At 45.7% G+C, this 25898-nt stretch carries 21 protein-coding genes, 1 tRNA gene and 1 pseudogene; 4 read left to right on the plus strand and 19 right to left on the minus strand.

What is annotated here, in order from left to right; translation table 11 throughout:
• The first annotated feature begins 128 nt into the window (after nucleotides 1-128).
• Nucleotides 129-1736 carry a CTP synthase gene (locus tag H8704_RS06315; protein ID WP_249297726.1) on the plus strand — a complete coding sequence of 536 codons (1608 nt, stop codon included), beginning with the start codon at nucleotides 129-131 and terminating at the stop codon, nucleotides 1734-1736.
• Between the two features lie 102 nt (nucleotides 1737-1838).
• Here the strand turns inward: H8704_RS06315 and ytvI are convergent, their stop codons facing one another.
• Nucleotides 1839-2975, minus strand: coding sequence for a sporulation integral membrane protein YtvI (gene ytvI, locus H8704_RS06320; protein WP_249297728.1), 1137 nt, complete (start codon nucleotides 2973-2975; stop codon nucleotides 1839-1841).
• Between the two features lie 18 nt (nucleotides 2976-2993).
• Nucleotides 2994-3845, minus strand: a complete 852-nt coding sequence (locus H8704_RS06325; protein WP_118677469.1) for a DUF368 domain-containing protein — start codon at nucleotides 3843-3845, stop codon at nucleotides 2994-2996.
• Between the two features lie 197 nt (nucleotides 3846-4042).
• On the opposite strand from H8704_RS06325, the gene H8704_RS06330 reads away from it, so the two are divergent.
• Nucleotides 4043-6199, plus strand: a complete 2157-nt coding sequence (locus H8704_RS06330) for a C1 family peptidase (protein WP_249297730.1) — start codon at nucleotides 4043-4045, stop codon at nucleotides 6197-6199.
• A 10-nt stretch (nucleotides 6200-6209) separates the two neighbouring features.
• On the opposite strand, the gene H8704_RS06335 is transcribed toward H8704_RS06330, so the two are convergent.
• A complete protein-coding gene (locus H8704_RS06335) occupies nucleotides 6210-6902 on the minus strand; it encodes a 3'-5' exonuclease (protein ID WP_022465628.1) in 693 nt (230 codons plus the stop codon).
• A gap of 174 nt (nucleotides 6903-7076) precedes the next feature.
• Here H8704_RS06335 and H8704_RS06340 point away from each other — a divergent pair, with 174 nt between their 5' ends.
• Nucleotides 7077-7316 (plus strand): Veg family protein, encoded by a 240-nt coding sequence (locus H8704_RS06340; protein ID WP_022465629.1) that lies wholly within the window; start codon nucleotides 7077-7079, stop codon nucleotides 7314-7316.
• Between the two features lie 77 nt (nucleotides 7317-7393).
• Here the strand turns inward: H8704_RS06340 and H8704_RS06345 are convergent, their stop codons facing one another.
• A complete protein-coding gene (locus H8704_RS06345) occupies nucleotides 7394-7897 on the minus strand; it encodes an SEC-C metal-binding domain-containing protein (protein ID WP_118689303.1) in 504 nt (167 codons plus the stop codon).
• Nucleotides 7898-8123: 226 nt separating this feature from the next.
• Between H8704_RS06345 and H8704_RS06350 the strand changes: the two genes are divergently transcribed.
• Nucleotides 8124-9197, plus strand: coding sequence for an SGNH/GDSL hydrolase family protein (locus H8704_RS06350; RefSeq protein WP_022465631.1), 1074 nt, complete (start codon nucleotides 8124-8126; stop codon nucleotides 9195-9197).
• Nucleotides 9198-9256: 59 nt separating this feature from the next.
• Here H8704_RS06350 and H8704_RS06355 read toward each other — a convergent pair whose 3' ends face one another.
• The 15 genes and pseudogenes from H8704_RS06355 to H8704_RS06425 all read right to left on the minus strand — a co-directional run bounded on the left by H8704_RS06355 (nucleotide 9257) and on the right by H8704_RS06425 (nucleotide 25895).
• Entirely contained in the window at nucleotides 9257-10300 is a 1044-nt protein-coding gene (locus tag H8704_RS06355; protein WP_249297731.1) for an ATP-binding protein, read from the minus strand.
• A gap of 356 nt (nucleotides 10301-10656) precedes the next feature.
• Nucleotides 10657-10926 (minus strand): annotated as a pseudogene (locus tag H8704_RS06360) (ATP-binding protein); the annotation flags it as partial.
• Between the two features lie 67 nt (nucleotides 10927-10993).
• Complete coding sequence (locus tag H8704_RS06365; RefSeq protein WP_147354523.1) at nucleotides 10994-11218, minus strand: hypothetical protein; 225 nt, start codon at nucleotides 11216-11218, stop codon at nucleotides 10994-10996.
• Nucleotides 11219-11511: 293 nt separating this feature from the next.
• Nucleotides 11512-11593: transfer RNA gene (locus H8704_RS06370), tRNA-Leu, on the minus strand.
• 80 nt (nucleotides 11594-11673) lie between these two features.
• On the minus strand, nucleotides 11674-12117 hold the full coding sequence (locus tag H8704_RS06375) for a GtrA family protein (RefSeq protein ID WP_118677457.1): 444 nt from the start codon (nucleotides 12115-12117) through the stop codon (nucleotides 11674-11676).
• Between the two features lie 15 nt (nucleotides 12118-12132).
• A complete protein-coding gene (locus H8704_RS06380) occupies nucleotides 12133-13707 on the minus strand; it encodes a 3-hydroxy-3-methylglutaryl-CoA lyase (RefSeq protein ID WP_249297732.1) in 1575 nt (524 codons plus the stop codon).
• Nucleotides 13708-13733: 26 nt separating this feature from the next.
• The gene (locus tag H8704_RS06385) at nucleotides 13734-14465 is read right to left on the minus strand and encodes an HAD-IIA family hydrolase (RefSeq protein ID WP_022465650.1); all 732 of its coding nucleotides are present in this window, start codon (nucleotides 14463-14465) and stop codon (nucleotides 13734-13736) included.
• A 4-nt stretch (nucleotides 14466-14469) separates the two neighbouring features.
• Nucleotides 14470-15438: a glycosyltransferase family 2 protein gene (locus tag H8704_RS06390; RefSeq protein WP_249297733.1), complete on the minus strand. Its 969-nt coding sequence runs from the start codon at nucleotides 15436-15438 to the stop codon at nucleotides 14470-14472.
• Nucleotides 15425-16360, minus strand: a complete 936-nt coding sequence (locus H8704_RS06395; protein WP_249297734.1) for an NAD-dependent epimerase/dehydratase family protein — start codon at nucleotides 16358-16360, stop codon at nucleotides 15425-15427. Before H8704_RS06395 ends, H8704_RS06390 begins: the two co-directional genes overlap by 14 nt.
• A gap of 28 nt (nucleotides 16361-16388) precedes the next feature.
• Nucleotides 16389-18230, minus strand: a complete 1842-nt coding sequence (locus H8704_RS06400; protein WP_249297735.1) for a thiamine pyrophosphate-binding protein — start codon at nucleotides 18228-18230, stop codon at nucleotides 16389-16391.
• Between the two features lie 101 nt (nucleotides 18231-18331).
• Nucleotides 18332-19666, minus strand: a complete 1335-nt coding sequence (gene rfbH / locus H8704_RS06405; RefSeq protein WP_249297736.1) for a lipopolysaccharide biosynthesis protein RfbH — start codon at nucleotides 19664-19666, stop codon at nucleotides 18332-18334.
• 60 nt (nucleotides 19667-19726) lie between these two features.
• Nucleotides 19727-20788: a CDP-glucose 4,6-dehydratase gene (gene rfbG, locus H8704_RS06410; protein ID WP_249297737.1), complete on the minus strand. Its 1062-nt coding sequence runs from the start codon at nucleotides 20786-20788 to the stop codon at nucleotides 19727-19729.
• A 19-nt stretch (nucleotides 20789-20807) separates the two neighbouring features.
• Nucleotides 20808-21590, minus strand: coding sequence for a glucose-1-phosphate cytidylyltransferase (rfbF, locus tag H8704_RS06415; protein ID WP_118677447.1), 783 nt, complete (start codon nucleotides 21588-21590; stop codon nucleotides 20808-20810).
• A gap of 48 nt (nucleotides 21591-21638) precedes the next feature.
• A complete protein-coding gene (locus tag H8704_RS06420; RefSeq protein ID WP_249297738.1) occupies nucleotides 21639-24374 on the minus strand; it encodes a YfhO family protein in 2736 nt (911 codons plus the stop codon).
• A 75-nt stretch (nucleotides 24375-24449) separates the two neighbouring features.
• Nucleotides 24450-25895 (minus strand): flippase, encoded by a 1446-nt coding sequence (locus tag H8704_RS06425; protein WP_022465658.1) that lies wholly within the window; start codon nucleotides 25893-25895, stop codon nucleotides 24450-24452.
• Nucleotides 25896-25898: the final 3 nt, after the last annotated feature.

Consider the following 25898-nt stretch of genomic DNA (forward strand, 5'->3'; position numbering starts at 1 on the left):
AACCTGTGAAGAAAATCTGAAAATTCTGTAAAAAAAGAATTGAAACATTTCCTAGTTTGGGAGTATACTGATAGATAGTTTTTTTATTGACATCAATCATTGCACATTACAAAATGGAGGAAAAAAACATGGCAGTCAAATATGTCTTTGTTACAGGTGGCGTTGTATCCGGTCTTGGAAAGGGTATTACCGCAGCTTCGCTGGGACGTCTTCTGAAAATGCGCGGATACAGCGTGACAATGCAGAAGTTTGATCCCTACATCAATATTGATCCGGGTACCATGAATCCGGTACAGCACGGAGAGGTTTTCGTTACTGACGACGGTGCGGAGACAGATCTTGATCTGGGTCACTATGAGCGTTTCATCGATGAAAGTCTTACAAAACAGTCCAATGTTACAACCGGTAAGGTATACTGGTCTGTATTAAATAAGGAACGCCGGGGCGATTATGGCGGAGGTACCGTACAGGTTATCCCTCATATTACCAACGAGATCAAAAGCCGTTTCTACCGGAACGATGGCTGCAAGGATACACAGATTGCCATTATCGAAGTGGGTGGTACCGCAGGCGACATCGAGAGCCAGCCGTTTCTAGAGTCTATCCGTCAGTTCCAGCATGATATGGGACACGATAACGTTGCTTTGATCCACGTTACATTGATCCCTTATCTTCACGCTTCCGGCGAGATGAAGACAAAACCAACCCAGGCCAGTGTTAAAGAGCTGCAGGGAATGGGTATTCAGCCGGATGTGATCGTCTGTCGTACAGAGTATCCGTTAGAGCCGGGACTCAAGGACAAGATTGCACTTTTCTGTAATGTACCGGCATCCCACGTTCTTCAGAATCTGGATGTGGAAACCCTTTACGAAGCACCTCTGGCTATGGAAAAGGAGCATCTTGCCGACGTAATCTGCGAATGCTTGAAGTTAGATTGCCCGGAACCGGATATTACCGAGTGGGAAAATATGGTAAATACCATTAAGAATCTGGAAAAAGACGTCACGGTCGCACTGGTTGGTAAATATACCTCTCTCCACGACGCATATATCAGTGTCGTCGAGTCTTTAAAGCACGGCGGTCTTGCCCACAAGAGCAATGTCAACATTAAATGGATTCCTTCCGAGGATGTCAATGAAGAGAATGTAGATGAGCTTCTGGAAGACGTCAGCGGTATTCTCGTACCAGGTGGTTTCGGTGACCGTGGTATTGACGGTAAGATCCTTGCGATCAAATATGCCCGCGAGCACAAGATTCCATTCCTCGGTCTCTGTCTCGGTATGCAGCTTGCGATCGTGGAATTTGCAAGAAATGTAGTAGGATTCAACGATGCGCACAGTATCGAACTCGACCCTCAGACAACACATCCTGTTATCCATCTGATGCCGGAACAGGATGGCATTGAAGATATCGGCGGCACCCTTCGTCTTGGCTCCTATCCTTGTGTGCTGGACAAGTCCACAAAGGCATACGAACTTTATGGCGAAGAGACGATCCATGAGAGACACAGACACCGCTACGAGGTCAATAACTATTACCGCGAGGATCTCCTCAAGGCAGGCATGACCTTCTCCGGTCTTTCTCCTGACGGTCGTATCGTAGAAATGTTAGAGCTTCCGGATCATCCTTGGTTTATCGCTACACAGGCACATCCGGAGTTTAAATCAAGACCAAACAGACCACATCCGTTATTTAAGGGATTTGTCGGTGCTGCATTAGAGTATCAGGATAAATAATACAGACATAAATTATATTAAAAACCGTATGTATGGCAGATATCAGATCCGCCGCACATACGGTTTTATTTTCTGGCGTGGGTGGGAAGCCCAAGTAACTAATTAGTATTTTCGGTATTCATTGATATCACGGGCTAAAATCTTAATCCCGCGGATATAATCATCAAACATTCCCTCCCGGTAGCACTCCATCAGGATCATCCCTACCGGAATACCTACGATCAATCCCAGCATCCCTGCCAGACGATAACCAACCAGCATAAATACCAGGGTTTCAAACGGGCTCGTCCCGATGTTGTCACCAATCAGCTTCGGTTCCAGCGCCTGACGCACGATCAATACCACCACATAGATCACAAACAATATGGCCGCATAAGTATAAGAGCCTGTCACCAGACGGTAAACTGCCCACGGAACCAGAACAGTCCCGGCTCCAAAGAACGGCAGAAAATCTACAATAGCGATCACTACTGCCAGCAGACCACTATAGCTGATTCCCATAAAAGCAAACGGAATCACTGTGATAAAGAAAATCACGATCATAATCTGGAAATGCGCTTTAAAATAACCTCCAATGGCGCGGATAAAGATTTTCTTGATCTTATCCCAGATACGCTGCACTCCGGCCGGTGTCTTTTCCTGCAGAAGCTTCGTGAAGTGATCCTTCTCCACTGTCATAAAATAGGAAGCCAGAATTGTCAGAATCGCATATACAAGAAAATCCATCAGGGAACTCGCCAGTGAGCTTACCTTTGACAAAGAACCGGATTTCACCATTTTAAGCAGTCCGTCGATCGCCTTCTGGATATAGCTATCCAGCATGTTCTCCCGTTGATCAAACGCCAGTTTCACATCTGCCGGAATAATATTGTACTTCTGATGGAGCAACCGGAATAAATGCTGCAGATTCTGTGTGACGGAATCATACACCTCCGGAAGCTCTGTCACCCAGGAACTAAACTGCGATGCCACCAGCACCGCGAGTCCATAAAATGCCGCGATCAATGCCGCCAGCACCAGGATGATCACAAGTGCTGAGCCATGCTTTCGCATGATCTTGATCCGTTTCTCCAGAAAGCGGATGATCGGATTGGCGATCATCGCAACGATCCATGCCACGATCAACGGCATCAGAAAACGCACAAGCTGCGGCACCACAAAGATCAAAAACAGAACACCTGCCAGTGCAACACCAAGATTAACAAGGATCCGTCGATGCAAATCCTTCCGGTCCTCCATACAGATCAACCTCCTCTTTTACTCTTTTCCAAGGCAAAGTGCGATCACAATGCCAATGATAAACGTGATCACTCCGGTCACTCCATCGAGCACTGTCATACCTGCCAGAGATACACTCATAAGAATGACAACCGGCGAAGCCACCACAAGCCCCATAATACCGCTGTATGTCAATGCTTCATACTTCTCCATCAGCATTTCGATCAGCTTTGCCACCGCAAAGATACCAACAATCACCCCGATACCAAACGGAATCAGCACAAGACAAATGTGAATCACCTGTGGAATATCAAATGCCACCAGTGCTGTGATCAGATTTTTGACACTACCGATCACCGGATAATAGTATCCCATCGTCATCAGCATCATAGACCCGCTGACACCCGGAATGACCATTGTTGCTGCTGCGATCACTCCGACAACCACAAGCTTAATCAAAGACACCGGCGTCAGTGTCAGAGCTACGTCTGCCCCATGACCGCCGAAGATCTGCAATAAAATAATAGAACCGAAAAGGACAAGAAATACCAGTCCATGAGACACTCCAAGCTTCGTTCCCTTTAAATGTCCTGTCAGTATCGGCACTCCTCCCAGGATCAGACCAATAAATAACATACAGGTCTGAAACGGAATATGCTCAAACATCGCTACAATCGCAAACGCCAGACCAACAATACCAATTGCCATCCCCACAAAATACGGAAGCAGTGTCTTAATGCTTTTGACCGGCTGTTGGAACAGATGTGTCACACTGTAGATCAGCTTATCATAGATTCCCATAGACACCATCATTGTGCCACCGCTGACGCCCGGTATCGCATTGGCAATGCCGATTACAACACCTCGCAGTATATCCTTAAACAAATTCATAACCTTTTCCTCCTGATCCTTTCTCAATAAACTACATTTCATTCTATGTAGTGTTCGCTAAATAAACACATCATAGCACATAATTATTTTGGTTACAATTCTTTCTGCATTCTTCACAAAATATTAAGATTTGCTCCTCTATCCAATCGGAACCTTTAATGATAAAATAGGGGTATCATATAAGGAAGGATTTTTCTATGGTTAAAATAAATAAAACAATCAAACAAAAAACACGCATAATATCCTGTATTCTGGGGCTTTCCCTCTGTGTCACACTCTGCCCTCCGGCAGCGGTGATGGCCAGTGAGACCTCTACTGATGGACTTGACCGGATCATCACCCGGACGGATCGCTCCGATGACCACAATATGATCCATTCTTCAATGGAGGATGCTTCCGGACAGACTTATACAGATTCCGGTGCAGATGACACAGGGCGCAGTCTCAAAAAAGCTGCCGATCTGCCCGCCCGTTATGATCTGCGTGACTATAATCTGACCACCTCCATAAAGGATCAGGGGGTGACCAATATCTGCTGGGCATTCTCTGTGATCAAAACGATTGAATCCAACTGCATCAAGAATGGACTCTTTTCGCCTGAGACAGCTGACTTTTCCGAAAACCACCTGGCATGGTTTTCTTATCATCCTTCCACCGACATCTCTGACCCCACCTGCCGGGACGGGATTTCCTCCGCAGCAAATACTTCGGATGCTTCCTTCCTTCCTAACCCATTTGCCTACGGAAGTGTCTCCGGTACGATTCCTTATGACAATGGTGGCTCTGCTCTTCTGGCCAATTTTACTCTGGCAAAATGGTCCGGCGCAGAGCTGGAAAGTGCAGCTCCGTTTACCGGCGATACCATCGAGAACGAAACAGCCATGGCTTACAATATGGTACAGAACGGAAAACTGCGGTATGACTCCTACGCTCATCTGCAAAACGTTTACAATTTTGACGAGTACCTGATCGGCCGAAATTACTATTACGACAATCCTTCCATGATCCCTGAGATGAAGCAGGCGATCCTGGATTACGGTGCTATGTCCGTTTCCTTATTTTATGACCGTTCCTTCCTTCACCAGTCTGCAAACGGCTATGCCTATTACCAGAATTATTATACCGGTTCGAAAGCAGTCAAAAATGCAAATCATAGTGTTACGATCATAGGATGGGATGACAATTTCTCCGCATCGAATTTTTCCCGGACGCCATCCGGAAACGGTGCCTGGCTCATTGCCAACAGCTACGGTACTTCCAGTGGAGACAACGGCTATTTCTGGCTCTCCTACTATGACCCGTCCATCTGTGACTGTTCCAGTTTCCTGATGGAATCTCCGGCCAATTATAACAATATTTACCAGTACGACGGCTTTGGCTGGGGAACTGTCACATACTCCGACGACGCCAGTCTCAAGGTCGCCAATGTATTTCAGGCGAATGCAGATTCCAACCAGAAGCTGCGTGCCGTTTCTTTTTATACAATGACTAACGATCAGTCATACCGCATCCAGGTGTACCGCGGCGTAAAGTCGGGACCTACAGATGGGGTACTGATCGACGCATGTACCACAACCGGAACCGCCACCCGGAACGGATACCATACGGTTTCTCTGGCAGCTCCTGTCAATCTGGAGGCCGGCGAACAGTTTTCTGTCGTTGTGACTTATATCCAGGACGGTTCCGATACTGTTTATGCCCCCATGGAGGGCAAGGACACTACAGATTCTTCGTTAAATATTTCATATAGCTCTGAGACCGGACAAAGCTATATATATACCAAGAAAAAAACGACCGCAGCCAACAGTACCATCCACTGGATGGACACCTCCGCACTGGGCTATAATAACGTCTGCGTCAAGGCTTTTGCAGACAATACCACAGAGACAGCCGATGCTCTCCCTTCCGTCAAAAAAACCATTACTCTGGGAAAGGGCGAAACCTACCGTCTGCCGGATCATTATACCGGCTATACCAGCAACGACCCTGCGCTTGCATCTGTCAGCGGCACCGGCAAGGTTTCTGCACTGAAACGCGGAAAAACATCCATCCTTGTGTCCGACGAAATGGAAACCGTTTTATATCGTTTCAATATCAAAAAAGCACCGTCCAAGGTAAAATTTAAGCCTTCCACAAAGAAAAAGACCATAAAAAAAGGAAAGCATTTTACCTTAAAGGTAAAGCTTTCCTCCGGTTCTGCCAGCCATAAGCTTAGATTTCATTCTTCCCATCCGGGAGTTGCAAAGGTTTCCCTGACCGGCAAAGTTACAGCACGCCGCCGCGGAAGTTCCACGATCAGTGTAAAAACTTATAACGGACATAAAGCAAAATTGAAATTAACTGTTGTGAAATAAACATTTGCCATCACTTGGCCGGTTCTTTCCCATCCTTGTCTTTATCTGCCACATCCATAAATGCGGCAAAAAAGTCAGGACACATATCCATCAGCGTCTGCTCCTGCCGCTCCTGGCTGACCAGATCTAACACCGGCTTCATAACCGTCCGGAAACGCTCCGGATCCTTGGATAATCTCAGGATCTCTGCTGTATTAACCGCATCCGCCAAAGCTGTATGCTGTGCCCCCTGAAACTCGTAGTCTGCGGCAGACACCGCATAGGACAGCTTGATCCTGTGATGAAGTCCCAGCAGGCGGCGAAACTCCTCCTGAAAGTCCGTCCAATGGCTTTCCATCCTCTGTATGATCTCCCCCGGATAACTTTTAAACAGGGCTTCATGCTGAAACTGCCGGATATCGGACATACTCCAGGAATAAAACTGCGTCTCCTCCGGACCTATCCACGCCGCAAAATCATCCATTGCCTCAAAAAACTCCGGCGCATCCTTTACCTTGTCATCGGTAATTCCTGTCAGATCAATGATCACGGCGTCCATCGGACCAAACTCCGGCTTCACATAGCTTTGGTATGTATCCACCACCGCAAAGCTGTCATCCATCCGAACGGCACCAATCTCGATCAATTCACTGGATAATTTATTCTTTCCACGCCATTGCTTTTCTATTTTATTCATTTCCAGGTCTATCATAATGTGTTGCATTTTATTACTCCCTATATTTTGTTATATTCGACATTTTGTGTATCTACATATAGTGCCTAATATTGACTTTTTCCCATTTTTATGGTAATATTTATGTGTAGTGCTAACGATTGTTATCGAATCATCCCCCCTGTTTTTGATTCATGACAATCCCGTAATCAAAGGAGGCGAACTATGAGTCAATCCGATATCAATAAGGTGAGACGTTCTGTAGGTATGAACATTGGCAGTAAAGTTAAAATCCGCGCAAACCGCGGCAGACATAAGATTGACATCACCGAAGGAACCATCAGCAAAACGTATCCAAGTATCTTTCTGGTAGAGATTGTGAATGATCTGGATGCAACAACCCAGACAGTTTCTTACAGCTACACCGATGTGTTAACAAAAGATGTCCAGATGCAGTTACTGTAACTGATAATTCAAAAGCCATCCATTCATGGATGGCTTTTTTAGTGCAAAACAAAACACAGCTCAGAAAGTACCGGTTATTATTTTCTGCCACAACAGAACTTATACTTCTTACCACTGCCACATGGACAAGGATCGTTTCTGCCAACCTTCTTTTCCTTTACGATGGTGCCGGATTTCTTCTGCTCCATATAAAGCTCTTTTCTGCGCTCCGGTGTCAGAAGCTCGTCCCATGCCGGAAGCTCATACAGCCAGTCGGCCTTTGCCTCAACCATATGGTAATAAAGCTGCTCCAGATCAATATCCAGGCTTACCTGTGTATTCTCATCCATATCCTCGATCGGATTTGGTGTCTTCAGACTCTCATTGATTCCATCCAGAAAACCAACCATGTACTTCAATTCCATGTTATATTTCTCAGCAAGCTCCTTCACAGTGCCGGAAACAACCTCGCCCGGATTGGCCAAAAGCTGCTCATATACAGCCTTCTCTTCATTAAAATACTTTGCCCAGATTGCCTGGCCTGCCTTTGAATTAATATCTACGCCATATGCGTACTCTCTCCAGTCCTGCAGTAATGCCATTGTAAAAAACCTCTCTTTTTCTTAATTTGGTATCTTTTATGATATCATTTGACGGAATATGTGTCAATCTGCTTGTCATACTTTTTGCTTGGTGTTAAAATGGAAATAAGTGGTTATGTATTCTTTTCTTTCACCTTTCAGAGTCTGCATATTTACTACAGTTCAGATATCTGAGTATCACATTAACCACTATAATTTTGAAGATTACTTTAGAATGGAGGACAAAATGAATTTTTTGCCAACCGAAGATCACGTAAAAGTCAGCGGCAGAACAATTTATCGAGACAACGTACGTTACCTGGGATATTCTGCCACTTCTATATCCTTTTGTTTTACCGGCTGCAAAGCACAGGCAGTGATGATCTCTGATCCCGCAGACTGGCCGGAGGAACAGCACGCCCGGGTCGGCATTTTTGTAAATGACAATCCGGAGCCGTCCAAACGAATCGAGCTCAAAGAATTAAGACAGACGATTGACCTTTACGAAGCAAAAACACCGGAAACCGTTACCATTACGATCATGAAGTACAGTGAGCCGGAATACGCCATCTGCGGTATCGAGGAGCTGATCATCGACACCGACACATTACTGGCACCTCCCGCTCCCAAAAACCGTAAGATCCAGATCATCGGTGATTCTATCACCTGTGGTTACGGCGTTGAGGGAAGTGCGTCAGATCTACTGCATGATACTGCCGTAGAAAATCCTACCAAATCCTACTCCGTCAAAACCGCCCGTGCTCTGGATGCAGATTTCGAAATCGTTGCCTGGAACGGCAAGGGCGTTATTTCCGCATATATCGGAGAGGGCGATCAGGCTGACGACTCCTGGCTGGTACCGATGCTGTATGAGTACACCGATGCCGGCTGCTGCCAGCAGTTCTTCCACGAACCACCGTCTATGTGGGAAAAATGGGATCACACCCGATTTGAACCGGATCTGATCACCGTATATCTTGGCACCAATGATGCCAGCTATACCAAAAACTATCCGGAGCGCAAGAAAGCATTCAGTCTGGTATATCAGGGTTTCCTTCGCAATATTCATGCGAAGCACCCCCAGGCAAAGATCCTGTGTATGCTGGGTACTATGGATCAGACACTCTGCTCCACTGTTCAGCATGCCGTAAAGGAGTTTTCCAAGGCAAATGAGGATGTTTCCATCAAATATCTGCAGCTTCCCTTGCAGGATGAGGAAAACGACGGTATCGGAACCTTCTGGCATCCGACCGAAGCCACCCATGAAAAAACTGCTCAGCTTGTAATTGCCGCAGCAAAAAAACTGATGGGATGGGAATAACGCAGAAGTTAAGAAACAGCACAGACCGATAAGGTCTGTGCTGTTTTTAGCAGCTTCTATTAAAACATTCTCATTTTGATAAAATCTTCAAACCTTGGCAACGCCATAGAAATTTTTCCATACTTTCTCGTGTCGATCACGCCTTTTCGTTTCAGCCGCTCTCTGTACACGGAAAACTGCTCCGAGCTCATCTCCAGCTGTTCTCTGAGGTCTTTTACCTTGATTTCCCCACTTTCCGCCAGTTTCTGCATGATTTCTTTGTCTTTTTCCGACATTTCCGACCATATTTTACTATATACATATTCCTCAAGATATTGGTCATATTCCGGCAATATCTCCTGCACGGTCTTGGTATCCCGATGTTCCCAGTAAAGATATCCAAGCACCTGAAATGCAAACGGATATCCTCTCGTGAGTGCCGCCATTTTCCTTGCACTTTCTTTGTCTAACCGGAATATATCCATATAATGCTGACACACTGCAGTCAGACTTAACGGCTCCAGAATAATTTTGGGTGCCCGATACAGAAAGGTCAACGACTTATCATTCTGCAATTCATATATATTTTCATACAGTCCTGTCATTAACAAAAAGATTGGATAGTCCTGCCGCATGAAAATCTGAAAAGCGCTCACAAATACTTTCATCTGTTCTGAGTATACCACCTCATCAATTGTGATCAACAGCCTCATTCCCTGCTTCCGTATCTGATCCAGCATTTTCGCTACCATATCTTCTACATCCGTCACCGGCGCAGCATTTTCAATTGTAACCCCAAGACCGAATGCAGAAAAATCCAGTCTGGCTTTCAAAAAGCATTCATGCAGCTTCGGAACAGCATATAGCCTAGACGCAAGACTTTGCAGCAAATCTCGGGTCGCATTTAATTCGACAACAATCCAGTCATTTCGTTCGGAAAGAATCCCCGCAATGTTGGTCATCATCACCGTCTTTCCCGACCCCCGGACTCCTGTAACCATATATATCTGATTGGTTACGGGATCTGCCACATAATCTTCCACGATCTGATCTGTCTGCACAATTCTGGACACATATTGCAATGGTTTCTTTCCAAAGGTCAGAGTAAATGGATTATTATTCACGACTAAGTCTCCTTTCTCTGCTTTTTAAAATGTATGAGATTATTGCAAATATATTCTTTTATAACTTTCTATTTATTTTATAACCTTTTATAACTTTTATTGTATTTTATAACTTTTTATAACTTTTTGCAAGCGTCCAATCCTTATTTTGAAGACAGCCCGGATAGGCAAACACCGTATGATGCTGCCCTGAGAGCACTTGGAGAAGATGTTCTTAAAGTATTTCCGTTCAAGCCGGTTTAGCGCGATGAAGTCAATTTAACGCCTAAGCTGAATATTACGGTGCGGTAACACCGCAAATCCGGCAGGCGGGAAACCGCCTGTCCGGACTTCCGGAAACCAATTATTATGCGAGTTTACTCGCGTAACGCTTTGTCCAGTCCATAGACTTCCCGCATTGAGATGTCATGCTCTACATCAATACTTGTGATGTTGACACGGTAGCTGTCATGAGCAATACGGTCAATGATCGCATCTGCCAGAGGACTGGCATCTCCACCAAGCTGGTCGTACCATTCTTCAAAACCATACTGAGAACAAAAGATCGTGGAGGATTTCTTACGTCTTCGATGCAGAAGTTCAAAAATGTCTTTTTGTTCGACTTGCATCCATTCTCGAACACATAGTTCCTTGTTTTCACAAATTGAAAACCCAGATCTACACCTACAATAACCATTTTATCATCTATCTGAATCATTTAATTTCTCCTCTCTGCATTTTCCACAGAAACCCTTTTTGCTTTTCTCCACATTCTTTTCTACGCAACACTGCCCTCCTCCTCAACATGTCCCCCTTCATCTCGGTCATATCTTCTGCCAGTTCTGACTTAATGGTTTCGTCACTGGCGATTGCCCGCAGACACGCTGTTTTCAATGGTGCAAGCTTCAACACTTTCTTGATCGCTGTTTTCTTTGCCATAACCTCCATTGGTCAGCTTAAATAGTGCCTATACATCCTCTCTCCTCGTCCTTCCATTGCTACTGATGTCAAATCATTATTTTCCACTCTGTTTCGAAGACAAATCCAAAATCAAAAAAAGCTCCAAACCCTTATAAATAAAGGGTTTGAAGCTTATTATGCGGATGACAGGGTGCCAGACGTCCGGTGGACGTCTGCCCGGCACCGACCGGAGCGGCAGCGGAGACCTTGAATCCCAGGATTCAAGGTCTCCATCCGCAAAAAACCCCGGAACCTTCGTTCCGGGGTTTTGATGCGGATGACAGGACTTGAACCTGCACGCCTCGCGGCACAAGAACCTAAATCTTGCATGTCTGCCAATTCCATCACATCCGCAGCTATGAAATTATCTGCCGCTTCTACTCCGAAGCGGCAATAATTATTCTAACATTTCCGAAAAATATTGTCAAACAACCTTATTTTCCCTGAAATGCCCAAAACTTATTGAGGATAAAGTTAATCGGTACACCGATGGCAGAATTGATCAGGGGTGCAATATATTTGGAAATGTGCAGTACATCGATCCATAAATAGGACAACACATTACTTAGTATAATTCCGGTAAATGCATATGAAAGATACATTTTAAACAGGGCTCCAAGCAATTCCTTCCAACCGGTACCTTCCATATCAAAAACCAGCTTGTTATTCCAATAAAAGGACCACAGAACACTTAAGATAAACGCTACCGTATTGGCGATAACGTAGTCCCATCTCTGAAAGATCTGTGCCCGTCCCAGTACAAACAGCACGGCAACATTGATCACATAAGAAACCAGCGTATTGGTGACACCCACGATGCCAAATTTGATGAATTGGATCAGCAATTCCTTTTTCGTTTGTTTCTTTTCTTCTGCCATGTTTTCTCCCTCATATTATCGTTTGTAAATACTGTCTGTCAGGAAATCTATTTCCATTTTTTCCTGCAGAGCAGAAATTTCTTTGGCAATCAGCTCATTACGCTCCTGCAGCTGCTCTGCCGTAAAGTCATATTCCAGGCCACTGTTGACATAATTGCCGCGATTGGTAATATCGTAACCGTCTAAGCCTGCGATGGATACCTTCGCGATTCCCATATGCATCAGGAAGTGGAGACACATCAGTCCGGAGTTTTCCATAATCGCCGGCTCCTGGCATGAGTAGCTGGCAAAATTCAGCATATGATCATATTCCTTCGCCTCCCGGAGATTGGATGTAATGATCTTTTTCACCGGCTGATTTACTACATTTTTGTAGCGTCTCATATGGCATACAAAGACATAGTCACAGGAAACCTCCGTCGGAATGAAGTTGAGTCCGATCACCACAGGCTTCTCCTTCTGAATAAATGCCTGCACCAGATCCTTTTGCTCCTCCAGGCTCTTTCCCGGTCCTATCAGCAAAATCTGTCTGCCTGCCAGCTCTTTTTCCAGCTGCTCCACGGATTCCCGGTCGTCCACATAATTCTCCTGATATTCTTTATAGATCTTTTCTGCTTTGTCCTTATTGTAAAGTGCCTTGTCCTCCTTTGGAATCGACTTTAAGATCTCATTGTATGATTTTACGGTCAGTGTTCCCTTGGAAGCAAAATAAATGGCATAATTCGGATGGCATCCATTAGCGGCAGAGAGATATAACGGCAGGGAATATCCCCAGAAATGCTCTCTGTAAATATCGTTCAGATATTCGTCAATGATCTCCAGCATCGGCTCAATGCGGTACTGCTTGTCAAAGTTTTCATTCATATATTCTGCAAAAAGCTCCAGATTAAGGTTTCCGGCTCCACGTCCCATACCAAATACACACGCATCCAGAATAATATCCCGGTGCAGATGCATCTCCGTAAAGGCTGACGCATTGCCCATGGCCTGCTGCATATTGTTGTGGGAATGATAACCCAGCATGATGTCCTCCCGCAGGTTGTGATCGGCAATCTGTGCCAGGCGGACAAAGTCTTTTTTCTTGATCAGTCCAAAGCTGTCCACAATATAAAAGGCACTGATGGGAAGCGCGTTAAATTGCTTGATCAGATCAATAAATTCGCTGTCCGAATAATTGTCGGTTCCTACTGCCTGTGCAAAAACTTCATAGCCCAGCTTCTGGAGTTTCTGAATATAATCGTAGGCTTCCTGAATCTTGCTTTTTTTGAAGATGACACGGAAAACATCAAAACCATCCTCGGTACGTTTTCCCAGCTTTTCCAACGGAATCGGCCGTCCCATATCAATCATGCCGACATAATGAGTCCCCGGATTTTTCGGAGTGATCATCTTCCTCACGCTTTCATTTCCATCAAACAGGGAATAGTCCTCATCATAATCACATTCCCGGACAAATCCGATCTCAAAATATTCGATGCCTGCCAGCACGATCTTCTTGCCAATATTAAAAATTGCCTCGCGCCCGAAATGCCAGTCATTGACATAACCGCCATCCCGAAGCGTACAATCCAGTAAATTTATTTTACTCATGAAAAAGCCTCCTTTTTCTTCTGCTTTTACAGCAATTCACCAATTGCGTGAATACATTTTATGTCTTTATGATCTTCTTCGCCAATATACACAGCACTACTTCCGTAGTTTTGTGCCATGACGATATCGCTTTCGTAAGTATCTCCGACCACAACTACTTCCTCCGGCCGCAGATCATTGTCTTTGCAGATGATCTCCATCAGAAGAGGATTTGGTTTTCCTACGGAATAATCCACTTCTCTTCCGAGACTTCCCTCCAAAGCTCCCACCATTGCACCACATCCCGGCATGCGCTTTGCGTTTTCTCCCGGATAATGACGCTCTTTGTTACAGGCAATAATTTTGTCTGCATGGAATGCCACCTGAAGGGCATCTGTCAGCTTCTGATAATCAAATGTCATATCATATCCAACGATCACAACCTCTGCCTGATCCGATACCGTAATATCAAGTTCCCCAAATTCTTCCTCCAGAGCCTTACTCCCCATAATATAAACGGTATGATAGCCCATCTGCTTCGCATAAAGAGCGGCTGCATATCCGGAGGTATATACCTCGTCATAGCTGCATTTCAGCCCCATCCCGGTGAGCTTTTCCCATATCTGCTTTCTGGACTTGGTGGAATTATTGGTCATAAAGAAAATCTTTTTTCCTTCCTGACGATATTTGTTTACCACCCGGTCTGCCCCCGGAATGAGCTTGCTCCCATAATAAATGGTTCCATCCAGATCAAACAACACGGCTCTGATGTTATCCATGGTATCACTTTTCCTTTCGATCGGTTTTATCGGTTTTTTTTGTAAAATTGATGCGTTCCTCCTCAATAACTAGAGGGCGCCTCATCATTCTCTTATTGATGCTCAACACATATTCTCCCAGAAATCCGATAAAGAATAACTGTACCGAACCGAGAATACATACTGCCAGCAGGATCGGCGTCATACCTGCCACAAAGCGGTCCCAGTAAAGGAGCTTCAGGATCAGATAGACAAATGCCACGATCAGACTGATCGCCGACATAATAAATCCCACAATAGTTGCCAGACGAAGTCCTGCCTTCGTGTAGGAGGTAAAGCTGAGCATTGCCGCATCGTAAAGAGTAAACCAGTTGTTATGTGTTTTGCCGGCACGTCTCTTTTGCTGTTCATATGCAACATCTACCCGCTTGTAGCCAAGCTCTGCCACAATTCCCCGCAGGAACGGTGTGGGATCATCCAGATTTCTCAAGACATCCACAAAGCCCTTGTCATACAGGCCAAATCCGGTAAAATGCTCGATCTGCTCCACATCAGACATTTTTTTGATCATCTTATAATAACAGGTCCGCAGGAAACGCATGATCTTATTCTCTTTGCTGGTAGTTTTGATGGCACAGACAATTTTGGCGCCCTTTTCCCACTCTTCTACAAGACGCGGGATCATTTCCACCGGGTCCTGAAAATCGCAGCAAAGACAGATGGTACAATCACCACTTGTCTGGCAGATTCCGTAATACGGCGAATTAAACTGACCAAAATTCTTCGCATTAAAAATTGCCTTGATCTTCGGATTTGCTGCACAGATCTCTCTCAGATATTCCCTGGTACGGTCTGAAGAATCATTATCAATAAACAGAATCTCATAGTCATAAGACGGAAGATTCGTGGTAATTTCCTGAATCACTGCCTCACTGATGGCTTTTACATTTTCCTCCTCGTTATAGCAGGGAATCATTATACTAATTGTTTTCATGCTGCCTCCATTCCGATCTCATCCACTGTATCGTCTCTGCGATGCCTGACTTAAAGTCTGTCTGCGGCTGAAATCCCGTATCCTGTGTAAGCTCCGAGATATCTGCACAAAGGTACATCACCTGCTTCGCTCCATAAGGTATCTCACCAAAGCCCAGCTCCGCATCCGGATCGATCTGATCTCTGATCTCCATAATATATTCTTTCAATGGATGGGCTTTTCCTCCACCAATACAGTATACCTTTCCATTGTGTCCCTTTTCTCCGATGGCGATCATGGCTCTTGCCGCATCTGCGCTGTAAAGGTAGTCCCACTGCTGCTCTCCGGCAGTCAGTGCAGGCTTTTCCCCGGCAAATAATTTACGGATCGTGGTGGTAACCATCGTCTTGTCACTGTCACATGGACCGTACACGCTCAGAATCCTCGTCCACACATGACGTATCCCCAGCTTTTCACACTCGATCCGGCTCATCTGGCCGGCACAAAGCTTGGCAATACCATATCCGTTTTCCGGAAATGCCGGGGTCGCTGCCGACAGATCTCCTTCTACCCTGCCGTACTCCGCCTGGGAACCGGAGCCCACAAAGGCTTCACAGCCCAGTTTTCCGGCAAGCTGTACGGCATCAATGGTATAACGGATATTATCCGTCTGCAGCCTTGTATCATTCCGGGCGTCTCCAATCGTGGCTGCCCAGCCAAAATGATAAAATACATCGCAGGCCGGAATGTCTGCGGTATCCAGCTGCTCCAGCTTATCCAGACTACATTCTATAATGTGCACCAGATCATTCCGGGGTATTCTCGCGGTCCTCGCAGAACCCGGTCTGCAAATAGCGTAAACCTCAATCTGGCTTTTGATACATTCCTGTATCAGTGCAATCCCTATCGCTCCGGTGGGTCCGGTCACGGCAATTCTGTTCATCTTACGTCTCCCGCCTTTCCATCGATCATCAATCCTCTACCGGATCAATTAACAGATTCTTTAACACCTCTTCCCGTGGCAGGAATGGTGCCAGATCCTCCAGTGGAGGGCTGACAAGGCTGCCATCCTCCAAGCGTTTCGTGGCACTCTTTGGCTCAAAGTTCTGGCTTGGTGAAACAAAAATTTCACAAAATACCGGTCCCTCCTGGGCAAGGGTCTGATCGACTGCTTTTTTCATCTCTTCATTGCTGTGCGCCTGATAATAGGTATAACCAAATGCCTGGGAAAGCTTTTCAAAATCAGGGAATGACAGATCTCCGCTTTCCGGTCCGATACCAACCTTACAATGATTGGAAAATAAATTATTCTGGGTCTGGCGGATGGAATGATATCCCTCATTGTTGATCAGGAACAGCTTGATCGGCAGCTTGTTGGTCAGAACCGTCTGCAGCTCCTGAAGGTTCATCATAATACTTCCGTCCCCTTCAATACATATAGTATCTTTACGATCATTTGCCACACATGCACCGATGGCTGCAGGCAGACCGTATCCCATACTTGCAATGGCACTGTTGATAATAAACCGGGCATCCTTCTGGATCACATAATTATGGCTGCCCACAACGCAGGCACTGCCGTTTGATACTACGGTCAGATTCTTCTCCGGCAGGCTGCTGCTGAGATAATTGATAAACGCATAAACGTTGGCGTATTTGCCGTCCTCCTCCCAATGCTTCGGAAGGGTTACCGGATAATCTTTCTTCCAGTTCTGACAGCGCTCTACCCAGTCCTTTCCTTCAAAGACCGGACTCTTTGCACCCTCCAGTGCCGTAGCCATTTTCTCAAAGAAGTCTTTGGCATCCCCGCACACCGGCATATCCACATGAATCGTTGTTTTCTTAAGCTCTGCCGGGTCTACATCTACATCAATCACATAAGCTTCTCTTGCCCATGTCTTCCAGTTATATCCAACCTGGCGGATGGACAGACGGTTTCCTACGGCAAGCACAAGATCGGCATTCTGTACGGCAAAGTTGCCGGCACGGTCTCCCATAATACCACCGCGTCCCACATAAAGAGGATGTGCTGTCTCAATGGCATCAATGGAATCCCAGCAGGTTGCCACAGGAATTCCTAACAGCTCTACCACCTTCCGGAATGCCTCGTAGCCTTCCGAAAGACGAATACCATTTCCCGCGTAAAGTACCGGACGCTTTGCCTGGCGTACTTTGTCGATCACCGTGCGGATCACAGATTCCTCTACCGGCACCGGCATTGAGCCCTCATCCTCTGCCGGATCGTATCCCTTCAGGTCATCTGTCTCAATATAACATCCCTGATAATTGACCGGAATATCGATCCAGACCGGTCCTCTTCTGCCGGTTGTAGCCAGATGATATGCCTTTTCCAGCGCATAACGGATCTGCATCGGATCTTCGATCATTGTCGCATACTTACACATATTGTCCACAGACTTCGTAATATCAAACTCCTGATCTCCCACAGCACGGAGAGGAAGTCCATCCGTATACTGACTCATATAACGTGCTGTCGTATCATATCTAACCTGGCCGGAAATTACAAACATCGGTACAGAATCAAGCCATGCACCAACAACACCAGTAATCGCATTGGTTCCTCCCGGACCGGTAGTCACACACAAAGCTGCCATTGTGTTATGAATCCGCGAGTACGCTTCTGCTGCAATAGCACAGCCCTGCTCATGATGATTGTACAGACAGTGCATCCCGTCCTTATGACCCAGTGCATCATTTAAATGCATGGCACCACCGCCTGTTACCATAAAACAGTCCTTTATTCCGTGATCTACCAAAAAATCTGCTACATAATCTGCTAATCGTTGTTTCATGCTGCCTCCATTCTGACCGTCTATTCCAGTCATCCTTTGAAATTTATTTCAAAATATCCCCGGCAGCCATGACTGCCGGGAATCTGTATTTTGTATTTCACTTATTGTACTGCTTCTTTGATCTTACGGATCATATAATCGATCATTTCATCGGTCATACCCGGATATACTCCGATCCAGAAGGTATCTGTCATGATCTGGTCTGTCACAGGCAGATCTCCGATCACACGATATCCCTCTCCGGCTTTCTTGAGCTCACTGAAGCAAGGCTGCTTGAGCATATTGCCGCCAAAGAGCATACGGGTCTGAACACCCTCCTTCTCCAGATACTGTACGACGTGATTCTTTTCCACACCCTCACGGCAGGTCAGCAAAAATCCAAACCAGCTTGGATCTGAGTTCTCACATGGCTCCGGAAGGATCAGCTTGTCCTCCACCTCTTTCAGTCCTGCTTTCAGACGGTTAAAGTTATGCTTTCTGCGCTCCACAAAGGATGGGAACTTTTCCAGCTGTGCACAGCCGATCGCTGCCTGCATATCAGTTGCTTTAAGGTTATATCCAAAATGAGAATATACATACTTATGATCATATCCAAATGGAAGCTCTCCGTGCTGTCCGTCAAAACGGTGTCCGCACATATTGTCACGGCCGGAGGAACAGATACAGTCACGTCCCCAGTCACGCATGGAGCGGATGATCTTATTCAGAAGAGGATCATCTGTATAAACGGCTCCACCCTCGCCCATGGTCATATGATGTGGCGGATAAAAGCTGGAGGTTCCAATGTCACCGATAGTACCGGTCTGCTTTGTCACACCGTCAATGGTATAGGTAGAACCCAGCGCATCACAGTTATCCTCTACCAGCCACAGATTATGCTTGTCGCAGAATGCCTTCACAGCCGCCAGATCAAACGGATTACCCAGTGTATGCGCGATCATCACTGCCTTTGTCTTATCAGAAAGCGCCGCCTCCAGCTGTGTTACATCAATATTGTACTGTGGGATCGTCATATCCACGAAAACCGGAACAGCACCATACTGGATCATTGCCGCAATCGTGGTTGGGAAGCCTGCTGCCACCGTGATCACCTCATCACCACGATTGATCTTGCGGTCTCCCAGCAAAGGAGAAGTCAATGTCATAAATGCTACTAAGTTTGCGGAAGATCCGGAGTTTACAAGAGCACAGTAACGTACCCCAAGATACTCTGCAAACTTCGTTTCAAATTCATCTGTATAACGTCCGGATGTAAGCCAGAACTCCAGTGCGGAATCTACCAGATTGCACATTTCCTCGTGATCATACACACGGGATGCGTATGGGATTCTGTCTCCCTCGTGATATTCTTTTTTATTGTGATAGGTGTCACAATACTCTGCCACCATCTTTAAGATTTCATCTTTTGCCTGCTGTTCTGTTTTGTTTTCGAACATACTGCCTCCATTCTGTGCTGCCTGCACATCTTTCATATTTGTTTTATGCTTGCGAACCTCTTACGATTCTTTTTGTGCGTAAAATGCCTCAATCTCCCGATCCATCTCCGCCGGAATATCTCCGCCTGCAAGCCATTCCTTGCTGAAACGGCAAGTCATGTCCATACATTCTTCAATATGCCAGCGCGGAGCCCATCCAAAGACTCTTTTTACCTTGCTGCAATCCAGCTTCAGGAAATTGGCTTCATGAGGGGCATTTTCCTCTGCCTGATTCTCCCAGGCTGCACCGTCTCCCCAGTATTTACAGAACAGATCTACAAGCTGTCCTGTGGTGACACAGTCACATTCATCCGGTCCCACATTATAGAAGCCCGCATAGCTTTTGTCCTCATACTGCTTCTGGGCAATGAGCAGATAAACTCCCAGAGGCTCCAGCACATGCTGAAACGGTCTGGTGGAATATGGATTTCTCACACCAATGGAGCTGCCCTTCTGCATTGCTCTGACGCAATCCGGAATAATGCGGTCATTGGCAAAATCGCCGCCACCAATCACATTACCGGCTCTCGCTGTGGATACCGCCAGATCTCTGTCCTGAAAGAACGAATTGATATAACTGTGCGTCACAAGCTCAGAACAGGATTTACTGTTGGAATATGGATCATAACCATCCAACGGCTCATTCTCCCGATATCCCCATTCCCATTCTTTATTTTCGTATACCTTGTCCGTAGTTACGTTGAGAAAGCTTTTGACACACGGATTCTGACGGACGCATTCACAGATGTTGACCGTTCCCATGACGTTTGTCTCATAGGTATATACCGGATCCTTATAAGAATCACGGACGATAGGCTGTGCTGCCAGATGCAGCACGATCTCCGGCTGTGCCTCCTGAAATACCTGCTGTAAATGTGCCAGATCACGAATATCTCCGATCACCGAATTCATATGCGGCTCCAGATCCGCGATTGAAAACAGATCCGGGTCTGTCGGCGGCTCCAGGGAATATCCCGTAAGCACCGCTCCTGCTTTGATCAGGATACGGCAGAGCCAGCTTCCCTTAAAACCGGTATGACCTGTAACCAGCACTCTCTTTCCTTTATAAAATGATGTATCCATTGTTTTTTCCTTTCTGCAATTAGTCTTCCCATTTCTTCCACGGAGCATTGCCTGCCCGCAGATACTGCTCCAGCATGTCCATCTCACGCTTGTTATCCATACACTGCCAGAATCCCTTATGCATATAGGACATTAACTCACCCTCTGCTGCCAGACGCTCTAACGGCTCTCTCTCCAGGATTGTTTCGTCCCCGTCGATATAATCAAAGATATCTGGCTCCAATACCATATATCCGGCATTGATCGGCGCTCCGTCCGAAATGTTCTTCTCGCGGAAGGACTTCACGGCATTATCTCCGCCAATGTTCAGCACACCCTTCTGCTGCTCCTGCATTACGGCAGTCAGCGTTGCCTTTTTGCCATGCTCCTTATGGAACTGAAGCAGCTTGGCAATATCTACATCACAGACACCGTCACCATACGTCAGCATAAACGGTTCGTCACCCACATACGGCTGGATCCGCTTTACTCTTCCTCCGGTCATGGTTTCCAGACCGGTATCCACCACGGTTACCTTCCAAGGCTCACAATGATGGTCATGAACTGTCACCGTCTTCTGACCGCTTGTATAATCAAATGTCACATCACTGTGATACAGGAAATAGTTTGAAAACCACTCCTTGATCATGTGCTGCTTATAACCGGCACAGATAATAAAATCGTTAAATCCATAGTATGAATATTCCTTCATAATGTGCCACAGGATCGGATTGCCTCCGATCTCTACCATTGGCTTCGGCTTATACTGGGATTCCTCAGATATGCGGGTTCCTTTTCCCCCTACTAATAATACAACCTTCATTTTTTAGCATTCCCTCCACTTTCTTTCTATTGTAATGAACAGATCCATCTATTGCTGTGTGCTGATCAATATCCCTTTCAGATAATACAGCACCGGTACGGCAAACAATACAGCCACAAATACCGCATAGACAATACCAAAAATCTCATACGCCACACTGCTCAGGATCACAATGCCCTTCTGATTCTGTGTGATCTTTCCCTTTTTCAGAAGATATGCACCGGCCAGACACACAAGCAATGTAATAAGCGATATCGCAATTCCTGCCTTTCTGCCACTTGGACTGTACTTCAACACAATGCTGTCGCTGCCCTTTTCCACCGGAACAGACATCATTCCGTCAATGGAACGAATGGCTACCTTCTTGCCATTGACCTTGCAGCTCCATCCCTTATCATAGGAAATTGGCAAAAATACATAATCCTTGGTTACATTTTCCATTTTCAGACGTACCCCCGCATGCTTCTGCTTTAACAGGGTAATGTCTCCATTGTCCTTCTGAATAGACTCAGCCGCAGACTTCAGCATATCATAATCCAGCCATCCCAGATGAAGCAGAGAGGCATCCACATCACCACTAAACTGTACCTCTACCGTCTCATTTTCAAAACTTCCAAGGCAGATCAATCCATTGCCAAAATCCTTTGGATAGCTGATATTTTCCGACGTGTCGGAGTTCGGAATATAAATCTGCTCTCCGTTTACCAGTATGGATACCGGCTGCTCTGTGCTGTTGGTTCCATAGAAATACAAAACCTTTCTGCCGGCTCCAACCTGTGTACTGTACACGCTTCCGTTAATATCCGCCGAAACATCCCGGATCAGCGTATCACTGCTTCCGGTTATCGCCTGGTATAAGGCATTCTGCGTATCAAACTTTTCTCCGGATGCTGCAAGCTCCTGTGTATCTGTCTGTATTGCAAACGGCAGCTCCAGATTATTCTGATATAATCCAATCTGCTCTCCATTGCCATTGTCTATATTTTCACACAGACGATACATGCTTCCCGGCAGCTCCCGATAGCTGAGATCATACTGGATATGTAACAGCGTATCGGAAAAGATCGTTCCTCCGGCATCCAATAACTGCGTCCAGTTAATAGAGTAGCCCAGTGCCGAAAAGTTTGGCTGCAGATTGGGACTGATCACATGCCAGTAGTTAGAAATCGCCTGTTTGCCAAGCACCAGAGGATAATGAATATGGTCAATCTTATAATCGGTATTTTTTATTCGTTCAAACGCTTCGGTTTCCGTCTCCATATTTTTGGCAACATTATTGGCCTGCTCCAGATATCCGGAAGAAAAAACTGTGGAGTTCTCTTTGTTTGGTGCAAAGCTGACCACAGAGGTAACTGCAAGCTGCGCACATAAAACCACCAGCACCGCAAGTCTGTTCCTGTGACTCTTTAACAGAAATACATATATTCCGGCAAACACCGCTTCCACCAGCAGGCACAGAAAACCGTCCCCCAGTGTTGCATATGCAGCCTGACCACAATATGCCTCGTATATTTTGTAAAAGATCCTGCCTGCGGCAATACATACCACAAGACTGATCACGACAGAAAGCCACCGGTCTGTAGATGTCTTCGAAGGTTTACTTTCTCTGTCTCTGTGATCCTGATAAAGCAGCATTGCAAAATCAATCAATACAAAGGAGATCACATAGATAAAGCGGACCGGCCAGCTTGCTCTGCTGCCACCGTGCCACAAAAGCTCCACCGAAGGAATGATCACCGATAAAAGCAGGGCGATCACTACAAAAATATGACCACGGTACTTTTTGACATATCCGGAAGATCTTGCTGCCAAAATTACAAAACCAATAATCGCTGCAACAGGAAGTGCCATGTTTACGCACATTCTCTCAACCATGCTCCACTCATAGTCACTCCACTGTGCCTGCAATGCAGTCATATATGTGTTTAAGAAATTGCCGTCACCACTGCGGGGCGCCTCCATAATACTCCGTAATGCCGGAAGGACGATTACTGCACTCAGAAGCAGCGAGACCACGACCGATACTCCCAGACGCAGAATCCATTTCTTTTTGATGGCCTTGTCTCTGTCATCCTCCAGAAATGTTCTGGCACCGGCGGATAACAGCAGATAGATCAATGTAATACAGCCTGTATATACATTTACCATCATAGCCATCGTAAAAAATACAATAAAGAACAGAGAGCCCCTGTCCTCAAAAATACGGTCTATACCAATCATGATCAACGGAAGCAGAAATGCCGCATCCATTACCAGCATAATCTGAAAATGAACCAGAGATGCTGCCCCAAATGCGTACAATACGCTGCCGATCACATAAGCGATCCTCTCTGTGTCATATTTTCTCAGGTAAAAATACATCGCATAAGCAATCGCGATCATTTTTAATATCATAAGAATATTGACAAACTGATACAAATAGGAACGGGTCGAAAAATATAAAAAGAGATTTAGCGGGCTGAACAGGGCTCCCAGAGAAACGGCACCGGAAATATTCATGCCCAGACCGGAATTCCATGTAAAAAACGGATTTGCTTTTCCATGAAGGACATCCCATACATAATACATCCCCGCAGGAATCGTCTGCTGTACCATGTCTCCTCTGGCAATGGACTGGCTGCCAAAGGGATAAATGCCGTTTACACTATATGCTGTCAATACCGCTATGGTAACGATCAGCAAAATAATCCCCAGATCCCATAGGGTTCTGCGGCTCGCCGGACTGGTCAGCTTGTTTTTTATCTTATCCGTTTTCATATAATACTCCTTTTCCCTGTCTATCATCGTGAAAATACTCCAATTTTCATTATAACATCCCGTCTGCCATATGACAACCACCGATGATCGGCAGATCTGCCGTTACTTCTTCCTGTGAAGAACCGGTGCCAGAAATGCCATCACAAATTCATTTTTTACCAGGATCAGGATCAGCAGATATACGACAGCACTTGCCAGAACGGCTGCTGCCAGGATCACAAAGGAAGACTGGAAAACCGAGGTGCATACCGTTCCGATCAGACCGATCGCGATCACTCCAAGAACAGGACCTTTAAGCATGTTCCATATTCCATGCACCCTGATGTTTTTATCCATATACGGGATCTGTATGCAGATTCCGAGAAACTCTGAAATCGCGGTTGTCGTCGCCGCTCCATTCAGACCATACCGCGGGATCAGCACCAGATTGAGAATAATATTGATCAGTGCCGATACGATTCCTGCCCGCAGGCAGACACTTTCCCTGCCGCTGGGAATCATGATCATATTGCCCATCCAGCCTCCGATAAAGGAACACAGCAGCGCAATGGTCAAAATGTGAAGGGAGGTTACGGCTCCCAAAAAGTCTCTGCCGGCGATCACCTCAATGATCGCTCCCGTTACCACATTTAATCCCGCCAGACATGGAAGGCCCAAAACAATGATAAAATTTAAAGAATATTTTAAAAGACGGTTGATCTCATCATAATTCTTTTTGGCAAAATTTTCGGACAGCTGCGGCATTACAACCCATGCCACAGATGCGATCACCGTATTGACCAGATTGTAAATTTTTACAGAGGTACTGTACAGGCCGACCTCCGAAGCGTCTTTCATCAGACCGAGCATGGTCATATCTGAATTGCAGTAGATCGTCTGTGATAAGATCATGGCAAACAGCAAAAAAATGGGCGGAAGATGTTTTTTGAGATTTAAATTCCGCGTAAAACGAATGTCACAAAACTTTCTGCGGTAAGGAATATTGATCAGATATGCTCCACTGGAGGCAATGACACTGATCACCGCATATTTCAGATAATCCTCCGGACGGTGAATAAAAAGAAACAGCAGTACGATGGAAAGACACTGCACTGCCACGGTTCTCACCGTAATATACCGGAAATCCTCCATCGCTGTATTGATCCAATCCGTTCCCAGTGTCGTAAACAGGATCGACGCACTCTGAATGCATATCAAAAGACGGTAATTTTCCAGCGGCTTTGCCACGATCAGGGTTACTCCCAGAGCGAGATATGCGATCAGCGTAGAAAACAGATTAATAGAAAAGATCTGACTTGCCATATTACTCAGCTCACTCCGGTCTTCCCTTACCTTCGCACACTCCCGGACCGCATAGGTCGTCACCCCCAGAGATGCGATCAACGAAAAATAACTGATAATGGAAGCACCAAAATCAATTTTTCCTACATTTTCTCTCATTAAGACGCGGGAAATATAAGGAAATGTGATCAATGGATATATAATAGAGCATATTGATTTTATGGTATTAAATACCGCATTTTTGTTTACATTTTTTGTTTCTTTCATATT

The organism is Jutongia huaianensis (assembly GCF_014384985.1).
In the GTDB taxonomy this organism is placed as follows: Bacteria; Bacillota; Clostridia; order Lachnospirales; family Lachnospiraceae; genus Jutongia; species Jutongia huaianensis.

What these genes read in the sequence shown, in the direction of transcription:
- H8704_RS06380 (WP_249297732.1), bottom strand. Translation starts at nt 13,707, where the DNA reads ATGAGTAAAATAAATTTACTGGATTGTACGCTTCGGGATGGCGGTTAT.
- H8704_RS06330 (WP_249297730.1), top strand. Translation starts at nt 4,043, where the DNA reads ATGGTTAAAATAAATAAAACAATCAAACAAAAAACACGCATAATATCC.
- H8704_RS06340 (WP_022465629.1), top strand. Translation starts at nt 7,077, where the DNA reads ATGAGTCAATCCGATATCAATAAGGTGAGACGTTCTGTAGGTATGAAC.
- rfbG (WP_249297737.1), bottom strand. Translation starts at nt 20,788, where the DNA reads ATGGATACATCATTTTATAAAGGAAAGAGAGTGCTGGTTACAGGTCAT.
- H8704_RS06425 (WP_022465658.1), bottom strand. Translation starts at nt 25,895, where the DNA reads ATGAAAGAAACAAAAAATGTAAACAAAAATGCGGTATTTAATACCATA.
- ytvI (WP_249297728.1), bottom strand. Translation starts at nt 2,975, where the DNA reads ATGGAGGACCGGAAGGATTTGCATCGACGGATCCTTGTTAATCTTGGT.
- H8704_RS06365 (WP_147354523.1), bottom strand. Translation starts at nt 11,218, where the DNA reads ATGGCAAAGAAAACAGCGATCAAGAAAGTGTTGAAGCTTGCACCATTG.
- H8704_RS06400 (WP_249297735.1), bottom strand. Translation starts at nt 18,230, where the DNA reads ATGAAACAACGATTAGCAGATTATGTAGCAGATTTTTTGGTAGATCAC.
- H8704_RS06335 (WP_022465628.1), bottom strand. Translation starts at nt 6,902, where the DNA reads ATGCAACACATTATGATAGACCTGGAAATGAATAAAATAGAAAAGCAA.
- H8704_RS06395 (WP_249297734.1), bottom strand. Translation starts at nt 16,360, where the DNA reads ATGAACAGAATTGCCGTGACCGGACCCACCGGAGCGATAGGGATTGCA.
- H8704_RS06385 (WP_022465650.1), bottom strand. Translation starts at nt 14,465, where the DNA reads ATGGATAACATCAGAGCCGTGTTGTTTGATCTGGATGGAACCATTTAT.
- H8704_RS06315 (WP_249297726.1), top strand. Translation starts at nt 129, where the DNA reads ATGGCAGTCAAATATGTCTTTGTTACAGGTGGCGTTGTATCCGGTCTT.
- H8704_RS06375 (WP_118677457.1), bottom strand. Translation starts at nt 12,117, where the DNA reads ATGGCAGAAGAAAAGAAACAAACGAAAAAGGAATTGCTGATCCAATTC.
- H8704_RS06350 (WP_022465631.1), top strand. Translation starts at nt 8,124, where the DNA reads ATGAATTTTTTGCCAACCGAAGATCACGTAAAAGTCAGCGGCAGAACA.
- H8704_RS06390 (WP_249297733.1), bottom strand. Translation starts at nt 15,438, where the DNA reads ATGAAAACAATTAGTATAATGATTCCCTGCTATAACGAGGAGGAAAAT.
- rfbF (WP_118677447.1), bottom strand. Translation starts at nt 21,590, where the DNA reads ATGAAGGTTGTATTATTAGTAGGGGGAAAAGGAACCCGCATATCTGAG.
- rfbH (WP_249297736.1), bottom strand. Translation starts at nt 19,666, where the DNA reads ATGTTCGAAAACAAAACAGAACAGCAGGCAAAAGATGAAATCTTAAAG.
- H8704_RS06325 (WP_118677469.1), bottom strand. Translation starts at nt 3,845, where the DNA reads ATGAATTTGTTTAAGGATATACTGCGAGGTGTTGTAATCGGCATTGCC.
- H8704_RS06345 (WP_118689303.1), bottom strand. Translation starts at nt 7,897, where the DNA reads ATGGCATTACTGCAGGACTGGAGAGAGTACGCATATGGCGTAGATATT.
- H8704_RS06420 (WP_249297738.1), bottom strand. Translation starts at nt 24,374, where the DNA reads ATGATAGACAGGGAAAAGGAGTATTATATGAAAACGGATAAGATAAAA.